This is a genomic window from Limnothrix sp. FACHB-406, assembly GCF_014698235.1.
Classification (GTDB): domain Bacteria; phylum Cyanobacteriota; class Cyanobacteriia; order CACIAM-69d; family CACIAM-69d; genus CACIAM-69d.
This window is the reverse complement of the sequence record NZ_JACJSP010000023.1, coordinates 1-18,574: the sequence shown is the minus strand read 5'-3', so window position 1 is coordinate 18,574 and position 18,574 is coordinate 1. Positions and strand designations below refer to the sequence as shown.

The following is an 18,574-nucleotide window of genomic DNA, read 5'->3' as shown; positions in this document are numbered from 1 at the left end:
TCAACCCTGACGAGACCAGGATTTAATGGGATAGTCGCTCAAAAAATTCTCCATTTCGGCAACCGTGAGGGGTTTAGCCACCCAATAGCCTTGAATGAAGTCACATTTAAATTCTTGTAATTTTTGGAGTTGAGCGATCGTTTCAACGCCTTCCGCCACAATCTGTTTTTGCATGGTTTGGGCAATGTGGATGATGGCGGCCACGAGTTCGCCCCGTTCGTGGGACTCATCCAGGGGCGTGATGAAGGAGCGATCGATCTTGAGAATATCCACGGGCAGTTTCTGTAAATAACTCAGGGATGAGTAGCCCGTTCCAAAATCATCGACGCAAATTTGAATTTGTCGATCGCGCAAATTATTCAAAACGGCAATGTTTTGAGGGGTATGACCCATAAACACCCCTTCGGTAATTTCTAGCTTGAGACAGGAAAGATCTGCGGCCAAATTCTGAACAATTTGATTGAATTTTTCCAAAAAATCCTGTTGGTTAATTTGGCGAACCGAAAGATTCACGCTCACAAATAAAGGTCGATCGCCCGGGCGATCGCGATTCCACTGTTGGATCTGTTTCAGCGCTTCGGTTAACACAAATTCCCCGATCGCCACAATTAATCCTGTCTCTTCTGCGACGGGAATAAACATCGAAGGGGGCACATAACCATGAACGGGATGGGGCCAGCGCACCAGGGCTTCGCAACCGACCAACACCCCCGTGGCCACGCAAACAATGGGTTGATAGGCCACTTGCAGCGCCTGGTTTTGGAGGGCATGGCGCAGCTCGGTTTCCATCTCCAGGGTTTGGAGGGCGTAGCGATGCATGGCCTTGTTGAACTGTTGGTATTGACCCCGGCCCATGGTTTTGGCTTGGTACATGGCCGCATCGGCATCCCGCAGCAAGTGTTCCGGATGGCTGTAGTTGTCGGAGTCTACGGCAATGCCAATGCTGGCGTTGGTGAAAATTTCATGGCCCTGGAGCTTAAACGATCGCTGCAAGGCTTCCATGACCCGATCGGCATAGGTTTGGGCCAAGGCAAGGGGATCGGGCCCCTGTAGCAGCAGGGTGAATTCATCGCCTCCGAATCGCGCCATGAGGTGGGGCGGCTCCAGCAAGCCCTGAAGCCGTTGAGCCAGGCTAATTAGCAGTTGATCGCCCACAAAGTGCCCCAAGGAATCGTTCACCACTTTGAAGCGATCGCAGTCAACAAACAGCACTGCTACCCGATCAGCTTGGGCTTGGCGAGCGGCTTGAAACCGTTCCGCCAACTCCCGCGTAAAAGCAGTCCGGTTGGGCAACCCCGTGAGGTCATCCCGCAGCACCAGATCCATCAGTTGTTCTTGTAGCCGTTGGCGCTCTTGAATTTCCGTATGCAGGGCCGCATTCGCCTGCTCCAGGGCCCAAGTGCGCTCCCGCACACGCCGTTCCAAGTCCAAGTTCAGCTCGGCCATCCGCTGCTGAGCCGATCGCGCCTGCAAGTGGGTACGTACCCGGGCCAGCACTTCCTGGCCATGGAAGGGTTTGGTGATGTAGTCTGAGCCACCCGTTTCAAAGGCCCGCACTTTGTCGAAGGCATCACTGAGGCCACTGAGAAAAATGACGGGAATGTCGGCCGTGCTGGGATCCGCCTTCAGGGCCTGGCAAACGCTGTAGCCGTCCATGTCCGGCATCATGATATCGAGCAGGATCAAATCTGGCGGGTCGGCGGCCACGGCCCGCAAGGCCATGGAACCGTTGATCGCCTTGCGGATTTGATAGTGCTCACTGGCTAAGAGGGCTGCCAAGAGCTTCAGGTTTTCGGGGGTATCATCCACAATCAAGATATCGGCCGGCTGGAGATCCACCTGTTGAAAACTAGCTGGCTCGATATGGGTGTCAGCGTTAATGTCAGCATTAATGTCAGCCATTGCCGAGGTCGCAGCCCGATCGGGAGCGATCACCGCAGCGGCCGCGGGTCGATCGAGCGGTTGGTCGGCGTGGGGCCAGCCGCTCGATCGATCCAGGCCAGGCTCCTGGAATTCACTCACGCCCCTGGGCAAGTGCCCCGCAAGCGGTGTGTGAGTGGCGGCAGGCGAGTCCGGTGGTGGCTGGTCAGATGGGGGATGTGACATGGCAGGCAACAACTCAGGCGGCATGTTGAGACAAACGGACTGATCTAGGGGGCGGATTGCGCTTCATCCAGTAATTCCAACACCCGATCGAACCGCAAACCGTCAATCCATTGGCTGAAGACTTGCCGCAAGGCGTTGGCACTGTCCGGCAGCGCCTCCAAAAGCTGCAAGGCTTGGCTATCACTGCCTCGGGTGACGGCCGATCGGAATTGTTGTTGCCAAGGATCAGGCAAGCTCGCCAGTTGGGCTAGCAAGGTATGGGGATCCGCATCGATCGGGGCGGTGTTGGGTTCTGGTTCCGCAGGCGCTTGGTAGAGGTATTGCACTCCTAATTTTTGACCCAGCAACTCCAGCAGATCGGTGAAGTTAAAAGGCTTACAGATCAAATCATCACAGCCAGCCGCCAAAATTGCCGCTCGATCTTGATCAAAAGCGCTGGCCGTTAAAGCAATGATCAGAGTTTGGTGGCCGCCGGGCTGGGATTTGATCAGGCGGCTAGCCGCGTAACCATCCAAACCAGGCATTTTCATATCCATAAAGATGGCCTGGGGGTGGTGCTGTTGCCACAGTTCGACAGCCATTTGACCATTGATGGCAGTGATGGTCTGAAAGCCCACTTGATTCAGCAAGTCCGTGAGCAGGGCGCGGCTGTCCGCATGGTCATCGGCCACCAAAATCACATAGGCCGGTTGCCCCGGAGCCAGCCGCAGGATGGGTTGCTGGGAAGCGGAGTCGATCGCGCCGCTGATTTCTGCCCGCTGGGCTTGGATCGTGACCGTGAAGGTGGCTCCCGTTTGCGGTTGACTATAAACCGAGATGTCGCCGCCCAACAAACGGGCAAATTCCCGAGAAATGGACAGGCCCAACCCGGTTCCCTGACCCGATCGCTGGCCAACGGCTGTTTGCTCAAAGGGCCGAAACAGTTGGGCAATTTCTTCGGCAGATAGGCCCGGCCCCGTGTCGCTGATGTTGAACTCCAGGCCAATGGCGGCGGGGTCGGCCTCGCGGGTGGCCGGGGTCTCGGCGATCAGTGACGATCGCTCCCCGATCGGGGTGGTTGACAGTTCCCGCGCCGTCAAAATCACCCGCCCCCGATCGGTAAATTTCAACGCATTACCCAACAGATTCAGCAAAATTTGCCGCAATCGGTTCTGATCTGTGATCACAAATTGCGGCAGGGTGGCCGATCGCTCAAAAAGCAACACCAACCCCTTGCTTTCCGCCTTCACGGTCAACAGGTCTTGCAAGGTGTCTAGCAACCGGTGCAGATCAAACCGTTCCAGTTGCAGCGTCATTTGGGCCGCTTCGATTTTGGACATATCCAAAATGCTATTGATCAGGCCCAGGAGATGCTCGCCGCTGCGGTTCACAATATTGGTCTGCTGGCGGTGGGTCAGGGAAAGGGACGGATCACGCGCCATCAGTTGGGTAAAGCCCAAAATCGCATTCAAGGGGGTGCGGAGTTCGTGGCTCATTTGGGCTAAAAAGTGACTTTTGGCCCGGTTGGCTCGATCGGCCTCTTCCTTGGCGGCCAACAGCTCGGTCGTTTGCTGTTGGGTTTTGGCGAGCAGTTCGGCCTGTTGCACGGCCACGCCAAATTGCTCAGCAATCCGCACCACGCTGGCCACTTCCACCTCCGTCCAACTGCGCGGCTGGCCATTTTGGTAGCAAGCCAACAGGCCCCACAACTGTTCCCGGCAGAAAATCGGCACGATGATATAGGCCCTGGCTTCCAAGGCCTCTAACAATCGGAGATAGCAATCATCGAAACCGTAGGCATAAATATCACTGACGCAGCGACAACTGCGGGTGGTTTGGTAGCTGCCCCCTTGGGTGTCCTGGAGGTAGGTGTCTTGGATCAACAGGTTTTGGCTATCGATCGTTTTGATAATGCATTCCGGGCGATCGACCGCAATTCGCTCAATGGTGGTGTTGTTATAAACCGGTGTCCAACCGGGAACCACGGCCTCCGAAACCACTCGCCCGCTCCAGTTCGGCTCAAAGCGATAGACCAAAACACGATCGCACTCAATAATTTGCTGAAGCTCGCTGGTGGTGGTGTCCAGGATGGTTTGCAGCTCCAAGGTGCGCCGCATTCGCTGAATCACGCGGGCGATGGTGGTTTCGCGGCGGGCAGTTTTTTGGAGGGCTAACTCAGCCAGCCGGCGATCGGTAATGTCCGTTAGGGAACAAACCACCCGCTCCACCTGCTGATCTTCATTCAGAATTGGATCCGCGTTGACCAACAACCAGCGCCGCTGTTCACCTTCGTTCAAGCTCAAGATGGTGTTGGCCAAGCGCCATTGGGGATTGGTGGTGCGATCGGTTGTCCAAGATTGCCCCGCCGATCGATTGGTGGCCCCACCGCTGCCGGTTTCTCCCCCATCCCAACCCAAACTGGCGCTGAAGCTGGAACTGAAGCCGGTGAAATTGGCTTTCAGCAGGTTGCCCACGCCTCGGTTCACCATCGGGCGATCGGGCACGGTGGCATCCGGCTCCCCCAACGCCAAAATCTGCTGAAGCGGCATCAGATCTTGGCCAAGGGTGAAATCATTGGGATTGAGGGTGGGCAACCCCGCATGGAAAATTTGCCCCTGAAGGGCCTCCACAGAAGTGCCCAACAGCTTGGCCGCCATGGGATTGCAAGACAAAATGCGCCCACCCGCGTCCACCAGCAACACCCCCGTTGGCAGGCGATCGATCAGCAGTCGAAACCGCATCTCACTTTCGCTGAGGGTTTGCTCTCGCACTCGCTGTCGATCGAGCATCCGCTCAAACGTTGAAATGGCCAGAGCAATCACCAAAATGACGATCGCCCCCAAGGCCACATCCACCGCCAACCCCGCTGAAGTGATGCTGGGCAAGTTGGAGGGCTGATTGAGACCCCCGCTCCCGATCGGGAGATCCGGGGTCTGTTCCGAAAACCCAAAAACCGAGTGATTCACCATCCAAAACTGCGTGCTGGCCATGGCGGTGTAGTGCATCCCCCCAATTCCGCAACCCATAATGATGGCGCTGCTGAAGGACTGCCAGGTAAAGGGAACGCCACTGCCAGCCGCTTCCATGCCCGATCGCCCCAACCGCAGCGACAGCCAGGCCGCCCCATAGGCAGACACCAGGGCAATCACCACAGAAGCACCAACCCCCAGCCAGGAATAGTGAACCTCGCCAGGCAACTGCATCGCTGCCATGCCGGTATAGTGCATCGCCACGATCGCCAGCCCCATGCACAGCCCCCCCACCAACAGTGAAAAACGCACTGTGCTGCGGCTCATGACATACAGGCCAATCCCCGAGGCGATCAGGGCCCAAAACAAGGACAGCAACGTGGTGTTGAGGTCGTAGTGAACGGCCATGGGCAACTGAAAGGCCAACATGCCCACAAAGTGCATGGACCAAATGCCCACCCCCATGGCCAGGCTGCCACTGACCAACCACAGCGTCTGTTGGCGCACGGTTTGGGCCAGGCGCAACCGGCCCGCCACATCGAGGGCCGTGTAGGATGCGACGATCGCGATCGCCAGCGAAGCACTAACCAACGACCAGTCATACATCCCAAAAACGGGACTCAGCAGAGGCTCCATGGGCAATTGTTTAGCAATTCAGGGCTATGGTGGCGGGCAGCAATTAGCTCGGGCAATTAGAGCTTGTTTTGTATAGTTTTCCCAGCCTCACGGGGAATTTCGGCCCTGAGGAAACAACTACTAGCATGGCTGCCTTAGTTCACTGGGTTAAATGACATAGCTGTTACCGTCACCTGATCGTTAAGCAGCAAGGGGCTTAAGCCCCTTGTTACCACGACTGGCTCCGCAACTTTGACCCAATATTTTAAGGATGTCGCGCTACTACATTGCTGATCAGTGGCGATTGGTCATGCTGGTTAGTCCCAATGATCTTCTAAATGATGATCAATCTTGACAGGCTTGATGAGTCTCAACCCTGGCAACAGCCTGTCAACGTACCTCTTGCAATGTGCCTTAATGAGCCAATTTGTGCATCTTGCACCTATAGATTTTCCTGCGAATTTGGTGGAGCTGATTGATCAAGTTATTGATCGAATTATTGATCGAAGCTGACCCAGAGTCGGTAATTGGTGAAGCCGCCCATCGTGCCCACGGAAATGTCATAGCGAGCGTCTTCCGGGGCCCGGAAGCGCGTTTTGCTGACCTGGCGGGCCAGGACGCGGCCGTCATCATTGGTTAAATCGAACCTGGCGCGGCCATTGTAAGAATCAAGCCGGATTTCAACCGACCCGGCCGGTAAATCCACTTGCCAGATATCTTGCTCGCCACTGGTCACCTCTCCTTGGGCCGTACCGTAGCGGCTGAGGGGGTCGATCGACAGGGCGTAGGTGTTGGAGCGATCGGCCAGGGTGGGGCCCGCCTGGAAAGGACGAGTCACCACCTCGCGCTCCCAAGGGTTGCTCTCGTCGCGGTTGGTGGATTGGGGCCGCTGCTCGATCGGGGACAGTTCCACCGACAGTTCATAGGTTTCCGGGCCGCGTAAACTGCTGACCACCACTTGGTATTGCCCTTCGCTGGGAATTTCAATGAATGCTTCGCCCGTATTGGTGGCCAACCGAGACCCATCGGGCCCCAACACATCAAAGCGAGCATTGCTATTGCGGGAAGAAATCAGCACCTGCATTCGCCCGGGCCGCCCATTCACCAACCACACATCACTGCGATCGCTCGTGACCGTGCCGGTGACCCGGCCGGCCGTCCCGGCTGCATTCAAAGACAGCACTTGCGGGCCACTGGCCGTTGGGGGCGAGGGCCGAAAATCAGAGCTGGAAAAGTCCACACAGCCCACGTTCGATCGCGCACCACTGGGAACGATCGCCCCGCAAAGGTTCGCCCCATCGAGGCGTGCTCCGGTTAAATCTGTGCCCCACAGGTAAGCACCCCGCAGATCCGCGCCGCTCAGGTCGGCTCCCCGCAAGTTGGCCCGAATGATCAGCGTTTCGCGCAGGTTGGCCCCTCGCAGGTTGGCCCCTCGCAGATCCAACCCATTCAAATCATTGCCCTGCAGGTTGCAACTGGGGCATTGGTTGCTTTGCACCAAGTTGCGCCGGTTGAAGGTGGTTTGGTTAAAGTCGCTGGCCTGGGCGGGAGTGGCAAATCCCATGGCCAGGGCGGCGATCGAGCCAGCTAACCCCCAGCGGCCAACGGCGGAAACGGCAGCAATGGCCAGGGAACGATTGCGGAAGTGGGATTCGATCGCGGACATGGCAGGGAAATATTGTTGAAATGCTGGCTGAAATTCGAGTGGAAATTCGTTCTTGGCGCGGTCGTTTGGCGGCAAGCTGCTCTTGCATCCATTCGTTTTTAGCATTCGTTGGCGAAGACGGCGAGCGATCGGGTGGCAGCTAACGGGTTCAGGAGCGCAGAACTTTCCCCAGCCCTTGATTCGGTTCTCGATTGGTTTTTGATCAGTTTTTGATCGGCTCCTCGATCGCTCCTTCGATCAAGATTGCTCTTTTGATCAACTGATCAGCCCAGTGTCAGCCCAGTGACCGATCGCCCTGCTCAGTTTGACCGCTGGAAGACTCGGCCGGCAACCAAATCAGCCAACGATCAAGCACCCGCACCACAGCCCCCTGAGGCAGGGAACGGGTTTGGCTGCCCTGGGGGGCGTTCACCAAAGCCAACACCGCTGCCACTTGGGCATAGGTGGGCGATCGGGCGGTTTGTTGGGTTAACCAGCGACGCAACACCCGCCGCTGAAGGGCGATCGGCTCCCGTTGCAGTTGAGCGCGATCGAGCCGATCGCCCCCATTGCCCCGACCTGGCCCAGCGCGATCGTGCCCATGGGTCTCCAGCCATTGGGCGGTGAGTTGTTCCAACCATTGGGCCTCATCCGCCAACAGTTCCGCCGTTTGGGCCAAGTGGCGTTCCACCTGGGGGTTAAACGCTGCTCGCAACAGGGGCAACACCTGCGATCGCAACCGGTTCCGAAAATAGCGCTGATCCTGATTCGTGCTGTCTTCCCAGCAGGGTAACTGCCAAGTTTGGCAAAATTCCGCCGTTTCTGCCCTGGTCCAATCCAGCAGCGGACGCACCAATTGCAGCGACCCGAGCGATCGTTGCCAATCCAAAGACCCCAACCCATCGCCCCCACTGCCGCGAATCAGGTGATGCAACAAGGTTTCTGCCCGATCGCTGGCCGTGTGTCCCGTCACGATCGTGCTGCAATGATGCTGTTGGGCCAAGCTGCTCAAGGCATCGTACCGCCAGGCGCGGGCGGCCGCCTCGTTGGCTTGGGGTGCGTCCCAACTGGCCAGGGCGGCGGGCAACCCCCAATCGTTGGCTAATTGAATCACGAAGTCCCCATTGGCGGTCGCATCGGAGCGCCAACCGTGGTTGCAGTGCCCCACCACCAATTCCCAGTGCCAAAGGCGGCGTAAATCCACCAACAACCGCAACAAGCCGATCGAATCTTGGCCGCCGGAAACCGCCACCAGCACCTTGGTTCCGATCGGGAGTAAGCCGCGCGATCGCAGGGTCTGATGAAAACGGGCATGTTGATCACTCCAGGGTTCCGCCACCCTTCTTATTCTCCCTGCCCCTTAAAGAGTTGAGTTGCCGAGGACTCTCATTTAAAACTTGGGCAACTCAACGGCGGCCAGCGAATCGCGCCGCTTGCGAGGTTTGGCCAAGGTGGGGGCGGGCCATTGGGGCAACGGTTCTGAGGTCGCCACCGGAGTCGATCGCGCCGGCCAATCCATCAACTCCGCTTCTAGGGATAGCACCTCCGCCAAAGGTGTTGCTAAATCTTCCCCATCAATGGGTTCAAGATCAACAAGATCAATAGATTCAAGCGAATCCGGTTGCCGAGATCGATCGCTCCGATCCGGTCGATCAGGCTCCGACAGCGGATCGAAGTCCGGCGAATGGGAGTCAATGGGATACAAGTCAATCAAAGGGCGGGCCGGGCGATCGAGCTGGGCCGATTCGGCTTCGATCATCCCTAAATTCGCCAGCGATCGGGGCGAGCTGCTGTGGTGCGGTTCGGTCAAGGGTAGTTGGATCGATCGCTTCGGCGCGGGGGCTGGCGTGGAGGAAAGAGGGCTGGGCAAATCCGCTTCCTCTGTTTCCGCCAAGGCCATCAACCGGGCCAACACATCGCTTTGCTCCGTAGGACTGAGGGGGCGGGGCCAATCACTCAACCACAGGGCATCCGCTAGATCATCAAGGCCATCGCGATCCAGGCTAGCAAGGTCATCGGTTGTAACCGCGTCCGGCAGGGATTCCCACTCGGAGACCGCCCCATTGGACTCGATCGGGGGCAAAGCCTTGGGCGTAATGTCTTGTGCCTGATTGGTTCGTGCGCGATCGGCTGTTACTTGATCGATCGCTGCCAATTGCGATCGCTGCCGGATTTGATAGGACAAATTGGGAGCGGTTTGCTCTAAGTCCCAATTCAGCAAGGCCAAAATTTCTTCAGTCCGAATGGCATCGATCGGGTCGGCCGGCTGTTCCGCAGGTGGCTCCGGTGTTTGGGGCGGGGTTACCGCTGCTGCCCAATCTTGATCAGCCCAGTCCTGATCAGTCCAGTCCTGATCAACCCATTGATCCTCTTGATCATCAGTCAAGTCACCTTGATCATCAGTCAAGGCATCACTGCCCAAGGAAGACGGCTCAGATTGCGCCAAGGTCAACGGCTGCGCCAGTGATCGGGGTTCCGTTTCGTTCAGGGGCGGCAACACCGATCGCCCATATTCCTGCTCCAGGCATTGTTCCAAGGCGGTTCGCAGTTGCAGGGTTTGCCGTTGTTGGCGCTTGAGTCGTTCCTGCAAGTCCTGTTGCCGCCCTTGCAGTTGCATCAGCTCATCGGCTTGCTTCAAGCACTGCTCTTGCAGCAATGCACAGGCCCGTTCCAGTTGGGCAATGCGTCCCCGATCGCAGGCTTCCTGCTGCACCCATTCCGCCCGCTCCTGATCCTGTTGGGCCAACTGGGTTTGGGCCGCTGCCAAGGCTTCGGCCAAGCGCGTCGCTTCCTGTTTGGTGCTCTCAAAATCTCGCGATCGCGCGTCGTAGAGGGCCTGTTGGGTTTGGGCCCGCATTTGTTGCAAATCAAGCGTGGCCCGGCATTCCGCCACCGCCGTTTCCAGCCGGGCCACCTGTTGCCGCAATTGTTCGTTTTCTTGGTTCAGGGACTCCGCCACCGCCACCAACTGGGCCACATCCGTGGGCCCGGCGGGCAAACCGCCTGAGGATCGATCGCCCCGGAGTCGAGAGTCACCCAATCGGGAACCATTCAAGGCGGCATCATTGGGCCGAGACCCCCTCAACCGAGAGCCGCCGTGGTTGGGTTCCTCGCGCTGGAATGGTAACTCCGCAGGCGATCGGGCTGGCCGATTGCCTGACCAATAGGGCTGCAAAACGTCCGTGCCCGATCGCGCCGGCCCCGTTGCTGCTGGGTTGGTGCTGGTCGGATGGGTGATTGGGGAGTTGCTCACCTCCGAACCCGGGTTCGCCCCCGCTTCCATGCGATCGCCCCGATCGGCCAGGTGATCCAGGGCCGCATCCGCTCCGCCATCCGCTCCATCCTCAACCAATGCTTCCAAAGACAGTGCTCCCGGAAAATTAACCGTCGTCCAGTCTTGGTCAGAATCAGGGCAAGGGGGCGTTAAATCCATAGTCGCTGCTCGGGCCGTTTCGCAAGCGTCCCAAAAAAGGGTGGCTTTCTCAGTAACGCATACAATTTTCTGGAGTGCAATTTTTTCTGGAGTGCAATCCCCAAAACGCTAATCTGACGTTTTGATGACGAGATTCATAATGGGCCGCTCCCTAATTTGCCCCCTGATTTTAAGGTTGCCACCCCCACCAGAGCCGCGCCCCAACAATCAACAACAGCACCCCGATCGCCACCCCATCCCGGGCCCGCAGCCGAGGCACAGACAGGGGCAAAGAATGACGATCGGGACTGGTGAACCCGCGTACTTGCATGGCAGTGGCCATCTGTTCCGCCCGCATTAGCAGATTTTCCAGCAAGCGTTCTGCCAAAATCAGCCAAATCTTGATCGTGCCGCGCCAGCCCAGCCGCCGCCAGTTGATGGCACGGGTGCGAATCGATCGCACCAGATTTTGCACCTCTTCCAACACCAGCGGAATGAACCGCAGGGAAAGGGTCAACGTCAGGGTTACTTCTGCCACGGGCAGGCCCAAACGTCCCAAAGGAGCCATCAAGCTCTCTAAACCCGCTGCAATTTCCTCGGGAGCCGTGGTCAACAAAAACAGCGTGGTGCTGTAAATCAAAATGAAGACCAAGCTGCCAACCCGCACGCCCAAACCCAGCGATCGCCGGGACACTTTCAACCAGCCCTGTTGTACCAACCAGTATCGATATCGAGTGGGCTGGGGCAAGGCTTCAGGGGCGATCGCCTGGCCCGCCGGGGCTGAACCGCTGGCCGGGTCTTGATTATTTGACGAATTCAAACTTGACCAATTCAAGTCCGCAGGCGATCGGGGTTGATATTTCAGGCCATAGCCATCGGGAGACAGGGCCGTGAGCAAGGTGGCAAAAAAGCCCACCAGCAACAACCAAACCAACTGCTGTCGCCAAACTCGCCAGGGAATTCCGGCCCCCACGGTCAACAGCACCAACAGGGCCACCAACCCCAACCGGGCCACCCCGCTGGCCAAAACGGGCATCAGCAGGAAAGCCAGCAGCCAACCCAGCTTCACCCGAGAATCCAGGCGATGGAGCCAAGTGACCGGTTGTTCAAGATACAGCCCCAAGGGGAGCGATCGCATTAGGTCCATGAACGGCAGCGCCTAAGGGCAGCGCTAGTTGGCGAGCGTATCAAACCGCACGAGAGATTGGCGCTGCTCGATCGGCTGGTACGATGCCCCATGCTCACCCGTGTAGATTTGGGTGGGCCGGAAGATGCGATTGGTGGACAGTTGTTCGCGCCAGTGGGCTAACCACCCGGCCACGCGGGCGATCGCAAAAACCGGCGTGAACAGATCCGTCGGGATGCCCAGGCGACGATAAACCAAGCCCGAGTAGAAGTCCACGTTGGGGTAAATGCCCTTGTGGCCCAGGCGATCGGACACGACGCGCTCCACTTCCAAGGCCAAGTCGTAATATTGGTCGCGGCCCAAGTTGTCAAACAGTTCTTCTGCGAGGCTTTGCAGCACCGTAGCCCTTGGGTCTTTGACCTTATAAACCCGGTGGCCAAAGCCCATGATTTTTTGCTTTTCCGCGATACAGCGATCAATGTAGGGAACCACATTCTCGATCGAGCCGATCGCCTCCAGCATATCGATCACTTCCTCATTGGCCCCGCCGTGGAGCGGCCCCGCCAACGTGCCCACCGCCGAAGCCACCACCGCGTAAGGGTCGGTCATGGTGGAAGCGGTCACCATGGCCGAGAAGGTGGATGCGTTGATCGTGTGCTCCGCATGGAGGATCAAGCAGGTGTCAAACACCCGGGCCGCCAGGGGAGCCGGCTCGCGCTCATTGAGCATGTACAGGAAGTTGGCCGCATAGCCCAAATCATCCCGGGGTTGAATTGGGTCATTGCCCTTGCGGATTGATTGGAAGGCCGCCACCATCGTTGGAATCTTCGCCAGCAACCGAATGGCCGCTTGGCGGATGTAGGCCGGGTTGGGCAGGGCCCGCCGCGAATAAAACAGCCCCAAGGCCGCCGCCGAAGCTTGCAGCGCGTCCATCGGGTGGCCGCTTTCCGGGAAGCATTTCATCATGTCCCGAATCCGGAACTTCACCCGCCGGTGATAGCGAATGTCATGCTCAAATTCTTCCAGCTCTTCCCGGGTGGGCAAACAGCCCCAAATCAACAGAAAGGTGGTTTCCAGGAAGGTGCTATGCCGCGCCAACTCCTCGATCGCCATCCCTCGATATTCCAAGATGCCGTTTTTGCCATCCACATAACTGATGGCCGATTGGGTTGCGGGAACACCTTCGAGACCCGGCCGGAATTCACAGGCAGGGGCAGCCGTTTTGGCTGAATCGCCAGTGCTTTCGTTGACGCGATCGGAAGTCGCTGGTGTAGCCATAGGGCAAGGGCAGAAAACTATAGGAATAATCGGGGAGGGGTCAGCCAAAAGAGCTGGCTGCAACCAAGAGGAGAACCCATGGGGGGCAAAATCAAACCAATAATACCTGCTTTTTTCAGCACGATTGTGTCCCGTGCATCATTGATCGGGTTTCCATCGCCCCAGATTAGTTGGTTGGCCCACTGGCTGAGGGTGGGTTCGTGGCCCACCAGGGCCAGCCGCAGCCGGGAAGAGGGCTTGGCGGGAAAGGCGGCTTGGGCCAGGTGCTGGGTTCGCCACTGATCGTAGCGCTCTAACCAAGGGTCGATCGCCCGATCGGGTGTCAGTTCGGGCCAAGTCTCCACTTGGGCGGCCAAATCCACCCCTTGCAGAATGGCGGCGGTTTCCCGGGCCCGCACGAGGGGGCTGGTAACCAGGGTGTCAAAGCACAGCTTCTGTTCCCGCAGCCGATCGGCCATGGCGCGGGTTTTGGTTTGGCCCACGGGGGTAAGGGGGCGATCATCATCGTTAGCATAAGTGCCGCGTTCGGCGGCGATGCCATGGCGAATTAAATACAGCTCAATGGCAGAAATTACGGAGGACATGGAGGTTTTAGCCAAACCAGTAGCCAAACCAGGTTAGCCAACTCCGGGGTGCTCATCAAATTTCCAAAAGTTTCCAAAAATTTCTAGTGAGTTTCTAATTATTTTCTAATTTTCACCGTGGCTAGACCGCCGCTTGCCCGATCGAGGGGTGATTGGCTCGCACACAATAGCGATCGCGCCCGGCCTGTTTTGCACAGTAGAGCGCTGAATCGGCCATGGCAATCAGGGTCGCAGGTTTGCAGTCACTGCTAGGCACGAGGCAAGACACGCCAATGCTGACCGTCACAAAGGGGGCCACGATCGATCGCTCATGGGGCAATTGACGACCACGGATCCGGGTGCGGACTTGGTGGGCAATGGCGATCGCCCCTTCCAAGGGGGTTTCCGGCAAAATAATGGCAAACTCCTCTCCCCCATAGCGAGCCACCAGATCCGCCGGCCGGCAAATCATGTCTGCTAACACCCGTGCCACTTGAATCAGGCAGTCATCACCGGAGGGATGGCCATAGCAGTCGTTGTAGGCCTTGAAGCAGTCCACATCCAACAGCAACAGGCTCAGGGGACGGCCCGATCGCGCCAAGCGGGCCCACTCCCGCGCCAGGTGCTCATCAAACCCACGTCGATTGGCCACTTGGGTTAGCCCATCCAGTTGCGCCAAGCGGGTCAGTTCTTGGTTGGCCCGCTGGAGTGCCTGTTCAGCCCGTTGCCGCTCCAAAATTTGAATTTCGAGCTGACGATTCGACTCAATCAGGGCTGCGGTGCGATTGGCCACTTCCGCTTCCAGCGATCGGGAATAGTTGGCCAGAATGGTAGCGGTTTTTTGGCGCTCGGTAATGTCTTGAAAGGTGACCACCGCATAGGTCACCTGCCCCGCTTCATCGGTGATGGGCACAGCCCGCATTTCAAAGGGAATGCGCCTGCTGCCCCGATCGAGTTCAATGGTTTCCGTCACGGCAGCTTGGCCCGTTGCGCCCAACTGCACCGGGATCTGGGCCAACTCAATCGGTTGATCGGTTCCGGCCCGATACAGGCGATCGGCCAGCGACACCGACAAGGGCACAGCCGAATTTAAACTTGGGTCCAAACTCGGGTCTAAGTTCGGATCTAAATTCAGCAGTTGTCGCCCCAAGCTGTTCAGGTAGAGCAGGTCACCCCCCGCTTGATAGACCGCCACCCCCACGGGCAACGCATCCAGAAACAGGGCAATTTTGCGCTCATGCTCGGCGGCCGCTCGCTGTTGTTGCAGTTGCAGTTGGCGCACTTGCAAATGGGCCCGGGTGCGGGCAATCAGTTCGCTGGCCGTCACCGGCTTGGTGAGGTGATCGTTGGCTCCCGCCGCCAAGCCGGCCACAATTTCCTGGGGACAGGCTCGCTCGCTTAGCAGGACGATCGGCAAGGCCTGGGGTGACCAGGTTTGGCGCAACTGGGCAATCACCTCGTAGCCCGTGAGGTCGGGCATTCGCAAATCCAGCAACAGTAAGTCAGGTACCGGGCCTTGCTGAATTTGGGCCAGGGCCGATCGCCCGCTGAGGGCCACAGACACCCGAAACCCCGGTTCCAGCGCCAACCAATTGGCCAGCCCTTGCAAAATCAGTGGGTCATCGTCCACCACCAGGATGTGAGACGGCAGCAAATCGGGATCGGCGGTGGTTGGGGGCTGGGGCTGGGGCGCTGTCCAATGGTCGCTGGGGGCAATCTGGAGGGTGGGAGGTTCCCCTGTCCAGGCGATCGGGATTGTGAAGCTGATGCGCTCGCGGATTGTGGGAGCAGCAGTCGTTGCCTGATTTCCCGGGGCATTCTCCGGATGATTCCCCAAGGGATCCCGCCAGCCATGGCCGCAAGCATCGCCCAAAGCCAACGTTCCCCCATGTAATTCCACCAGGCGCTTGGTGATGGTTACACTCAGGCCACCAATGGAATCTAACTGAGCTGGCTCTAGGACTAGGGACGAGGGAGAATCAGCGATCAGGGGCAGCACCGAACCCTCCTGAGCAAGGGCCGACTCTTGCCCCCAAGACCCGATCGCCGGTTCCGGGCCCCGATCGAGCGTTGAAACCCGCACCATATCTTGTTCAGACAAAAACTCAGCCGCAATCAGAATCTGTTGGCCCGCAGCTTGTTGAATGGCATAGTCCAATAGATTCAGCAAAATCTGCTGGAGCCGATCGGGGTCAGCCATCACTGGCGGCAACTGGTCAGGAATTTGCATCACCAGGGTCAGGTGTCGGCGATCGGCCAGGGGCTGCAACATCGTGATCGCCACCTGCACCGCCGATCGCAAATCGATCGCCTGCGGATCCAAACGCACATCCCCGTAGCGCAACCGCGCCACATCCAGCAAATCATTCACCAAGTTTTGCAGGCGCTGATTGCTGGTCAACAACAGTTCCAAATTTGTTTTTTGCAGGGAAGTCAGCGGGCCGCCCGTCCCCCGCAACAGAGACTCCACAATGGCAATCATCCCCGCCAAGGGCGATCGCAGGGCATGGGAAGTACTGGCCAAGAACTCATCCTTGAGCCGATCGATTCGCCGTAGCTCCTGATTTTGGGCCGTCAGTTGAATAAAAGCCCCCTCCACGCAATTGGCCATGAAGTTAAAGGCCCGGGCTAATTCCCCCAAGCGATCGGGGCGATCGTCCCCCGTCACCCGTCGCTGCCACTGGCCACTGGCCAACGCCTGGGCTGCCTCATGCACCTCCATCAACGGCCGCGTCACCCAATGGGCCAACCCCCAACCCGTTAACCCCGCCAGCACCATTGCACCGCCACACAACCCCAAAATCAGCCATCGATTTTGCTCCAGGGGGCTGCTGTAGACCTGATGGGGAGTCACCACCACCAACCACCAGTCCAAACCGCTGGCATCGTTGAACGGCCGCAAGAAAACAGCGTACTGTTCCTCGTTCACCGTGATCGTGGCTTGGCGATCCTGAAGTGGTTGCTGGCCCTGAATCAACCGCATTGTAGTTCGGGCAGCCTCCGCCGTCACGGGGTTCTCGCTGCTGGTGGCCGTCAGGCGCTGGCGACCTCCCCCAGACAAGGGCAGCACCGCCGGTTTTTCCCCCGTGGAGGCAGCGATGAGATGGCCACTCCGTTCCAAGATCAGGAGTTGCCCTGGTTTTCCCGCTTGCATTGTGGCCAGCCGTTGCCCCAGATGCGAAAGCCGCAGCCCCGCCATCAACACGCCCGATGGGCGGTCCTGATCGCCCCACAACGGTTGAGTCACACTTAAATAAGTCGTGATTTTCTGAAAAGGGGGATCAATAATGCTCCAAGTGGGTTCCCCTGTCCCAACCGCCATTCGATACCAAGGCTGCTGTCGAAAATCTGGATTGGGAACGTTGGGCAAACAATCAACCTGGGCCTGGCGATCGCCCTGATGGTTCACGAGATAGCGACAAAGTTCCCCGTTATCAGTGGTGCTGCGGATCAGCAGCTTGCCCCGACTGTTACGCTCAACCCCCGTGAACTCCCCGGTGGCCGTTGCGAACCCCACCAAGTCCACATCATCACTGGTAATCACCTGATTCCACAGGTGGCGATCGAGTTGCCCCCCTTGGGGCATGGTGTTGGTTTGTTGAATCTGCTGGCCCACGATCGGGCGCAAATTATTCGCATTTCGTTGGTTCGCGTCTTGTAACCCGCGCAAAACCTCCTGCAACAGGTCATCGGCGCGATCGGCCGTATCCCGCTGCATTTGCGCCAACACACCCAAAATGGACGATTTGCCGCCAGCATAGGACAAATATCCCACCAAGCTCACGATGACCAAGATTTGCGCCATGAATGGCACAACCAACACGATCGGGAGTGGCAAACGTCGCAACTGCTGAATCATGAAAACTGTTTTCTGATCAAGGTTTTCTGCTCAATTTCTGCTCAATTTCTGCTCAGTTGAGGTTGCGGCATCATCTAGGCTTGCCCAGCAGCGACCAAACTCAACCGATACTTTTTTGCTAACGGATGCTAACAAATGCATAAGTTGAGATGGTCTCTCAACCAAGGCGTATCAACCAATGCCCGTAGGAAAATCCCACGAGCACCATTTAGATCCCGATTCATTGACCGCCCATCGATTTTTGACTTGATGATCCGAGAGCCGCCAATCTTGACGATTTCACCTGTCCACGAAACGGTTTTAGAGGTGTAGGCTTCGTTGATGTCGGTCAAGGCAACCTTGCCCAACTCCCAGGCTTTCCACTCCAGATGTTTCTTGAACTGGTAATGCGATAGGGTCAACATCTGTCGAACGGTTTTCGACTTAATCTTTCGACGTGATTTGCTCACCATTTGAGAGGATTCAAAGCTGGGCAGCAAGATCACATCAAAGTTTTCAGTCAGGAACCGTGCGGTTTTGTGGTGAAGTTCTTTCACCAGGTGTTGCACCTTGGAACGCAAGCGATCGGCGGCTTTCTTGAAGCGGCGCTTCTGGGCTGATTTAGCCTTGGTGATTTTGGAAATCAGGCGATCCAGCTTGAAGCACAGCTTTTGAATCAGCAAGTTCGAGTCATTGCCAATCCATCCGTAGAAGGATTCAGCAAAGAAGGTCATAAATGTGCGGACACCGGGATCTAAGGCAACCACTCGCCCTTGGTTTTCGGACTGAATGGGTTGCACTTCTGTTGAGGTGATCAGGTAATACTCGCCATAGGCAAGTGTCAACCGACCATCACTGAAGCCACCAGGAATTGATTCTTTTAGGGCTGCTTTTCCCAAGATGGTGTGGTAAACACCGTTTTCACTGATGGCTGATTTGGGAATGTAGATCGTTTGTTGTCGATCTTTGCGACTACGGAAGCGACATTTGCGAATTTGTCCGTCTTTTTTGAAGCTTTTCTTGGCTTCTCGAACGGCAGTGCA

10 protein-coding genes are annotated in these 18,574 nt (G+C 57.5%); all 10 read right to left on the bottom strand.

From position 1 onward, the window contains the following. Positions 1–2,106 (bottom strand): bifunctional diguanylate cyclase/phosphodiesterase, encoded by a 2,106-nt coding sequence (locus H6G53_RS16755; RefSeq protein WP_199309295.1) that lies wholly within the window; start codon positions 2,104–2,106, stop codon positions 1–3. A gap of 44 nt (positions 2,107–2,150) precedes the next feature. Beyond that, positions 2,151–5,690 (bottom strand): MHYT domain-containing protein, encoded by a 3,540-nt coding sequence (locus H6G53_RS16750; RefSeq protein ID WP_190534916.1) that lies wholly within the window; start codon positions 5,688–5,690, stop codon positions 2,151–2,153. Positions 5,691–6,165: 475 nt separating this feature from the next. After that, a complete protein-coding gene (locus H6G53_RS16745) occupies positions 6,166–7,335 on the bottom strand; it encodes a pentapeptide repeat-containing protein (protein ID WP_242030944.1) in 1,170 nt (389 codons plus the stop codon). A gap of 274 nt (positions 7,336–7,609) precedes the next feature. Continuing rightward, a complete protein-coding gene (gene tilS, locus H6G53_RS16740; protein ID WP_347343153.1) occupies positions 7,610–8,653 on the bottom strand; it encodes a tRNA lysidine(34) synthetase TilS in 1,044 nt (347 codons plus the stop codon). Positions 8,654–8,704: 51 nt separating this feature from the next. Then, positions 8,705–10,747, bottom strand: a complete 2,043-nt coding sequence (locus H6G53_RS16735) for a hypothetical protein (RefSeq protein ID WP_190534910.1) — start codon at positions 10,745–10,747, stop codon at positions 8,705–8,707. 169 nt (positions 10,748–10,916) lie between these two features. Next, entirely contained in the window at positions 10,917–11,873 is a 957-nt protein-coding gene (locus tag H6G53_RS16730) for an energy-coupling factor transporter transmembrane protein EcfT (protein ID WP_190534907.1), read from the bottom strand. 24 nt (positions 11,874–11,897) lie between these two features. Then, positions 11,898–13,130: a citrate synthase gene (locus tag H6G53_RS16725; RefSeq protein ID WP_099535070.1), complete on the bottom strand. Its 1,233-nt coding sequence runs from the start codon at positions 13,128–13,130 to the stop codon at positions 11,898–11,900. Between the two features lie 17 nt (positions 13,131–13,147). Beyond that, positions 13,148–13,729, bottom strand: a complete 582-nt coding sequence (sixA, locus tag H6G53_RS16720) for a phosphohistidine phosphatase SixA (protein WP_242030943.1) — start codon at positions 13,727–13,729, stop codon at positions 13,148–13,150. Positions 13,730–13,835: 106 nt separating this feature from the next. Continuing rightward, complete coding sequence (locus H6G53_RS16715; RefSeq protein ID WP_190534902.1) at positions 13,836–17,552, bottom strand: diguanylate cyclase domain-containing protein; 3,717 nt, start codon at positions 17,550–17,552, stop codon at positions 13,836–13,838. A gap of 128 nt (positions 17,553–17,680) precedes the next feature. Next, positions 17,681–18,574: transposase (locus H6G53_RS16710; RefSeq protein WP_190534899.1), on the bottom strand; the 894-nt coding region annotated here is incomplete at its 5' end.

What these genes read in the sequence shown, in the direction of transcription:
- H6G53_RS16755 (WP_199309295.1), bottom strand. Translation starts at nt 2,106, where the DNA reads ATGTCACATCCCCCATCTGACCAGCCACCACCGGACTCGCCTGCCGCC.
- H6G53_RS16750 (WP_190534916.1), bottom strand. Translation starts at nt 5,690, where the DNA reads ATGGAGCCTCTGCTGAGTCCCGTTTTTGGGATGTATGACTGGTCGTTG.
- H6G53_RS16745 (WP_242030944.1), bottom strand. Translation starts at nt 7,335, where the DNA reads ATGTCCGCGATCGAATCCCACTTCCGCAATCGTTCCCTGGCCATTGCT.
- H6G53_RS16735 (WP_190534910.1), bottom strand. Translation starts at nt 10,747, where the DNA reads ATGGATTTAACGCCCCCTTGCCCTGATTCTGACCAAGACTGGACGACG.
- H6G53_RS16730 (WP_190534907.1), bottom strand. Translation starts at nt 11,873, where the DNA reads ATGGACCTAATGCGATCGCTCCCCTTGGGGCTGTATCTTGAACAACCG.
- H6G53_RS16725 (WP_099535070.1), bottom strand. Translation starts at nt 13,130, where the DNA reads ATGGCTACACCAGCGACTTCCGATCGCGTCAACGAAAGCACTGGCGAT.
- H6G53_RS16715 (WP_190534902.1), bottom strand. Translation starts at nt 17,552, where the DNA reads ATGATTCAGCAGTTGCGACGTTTGCCACTCCCGATCGTGTTGGTTGTG.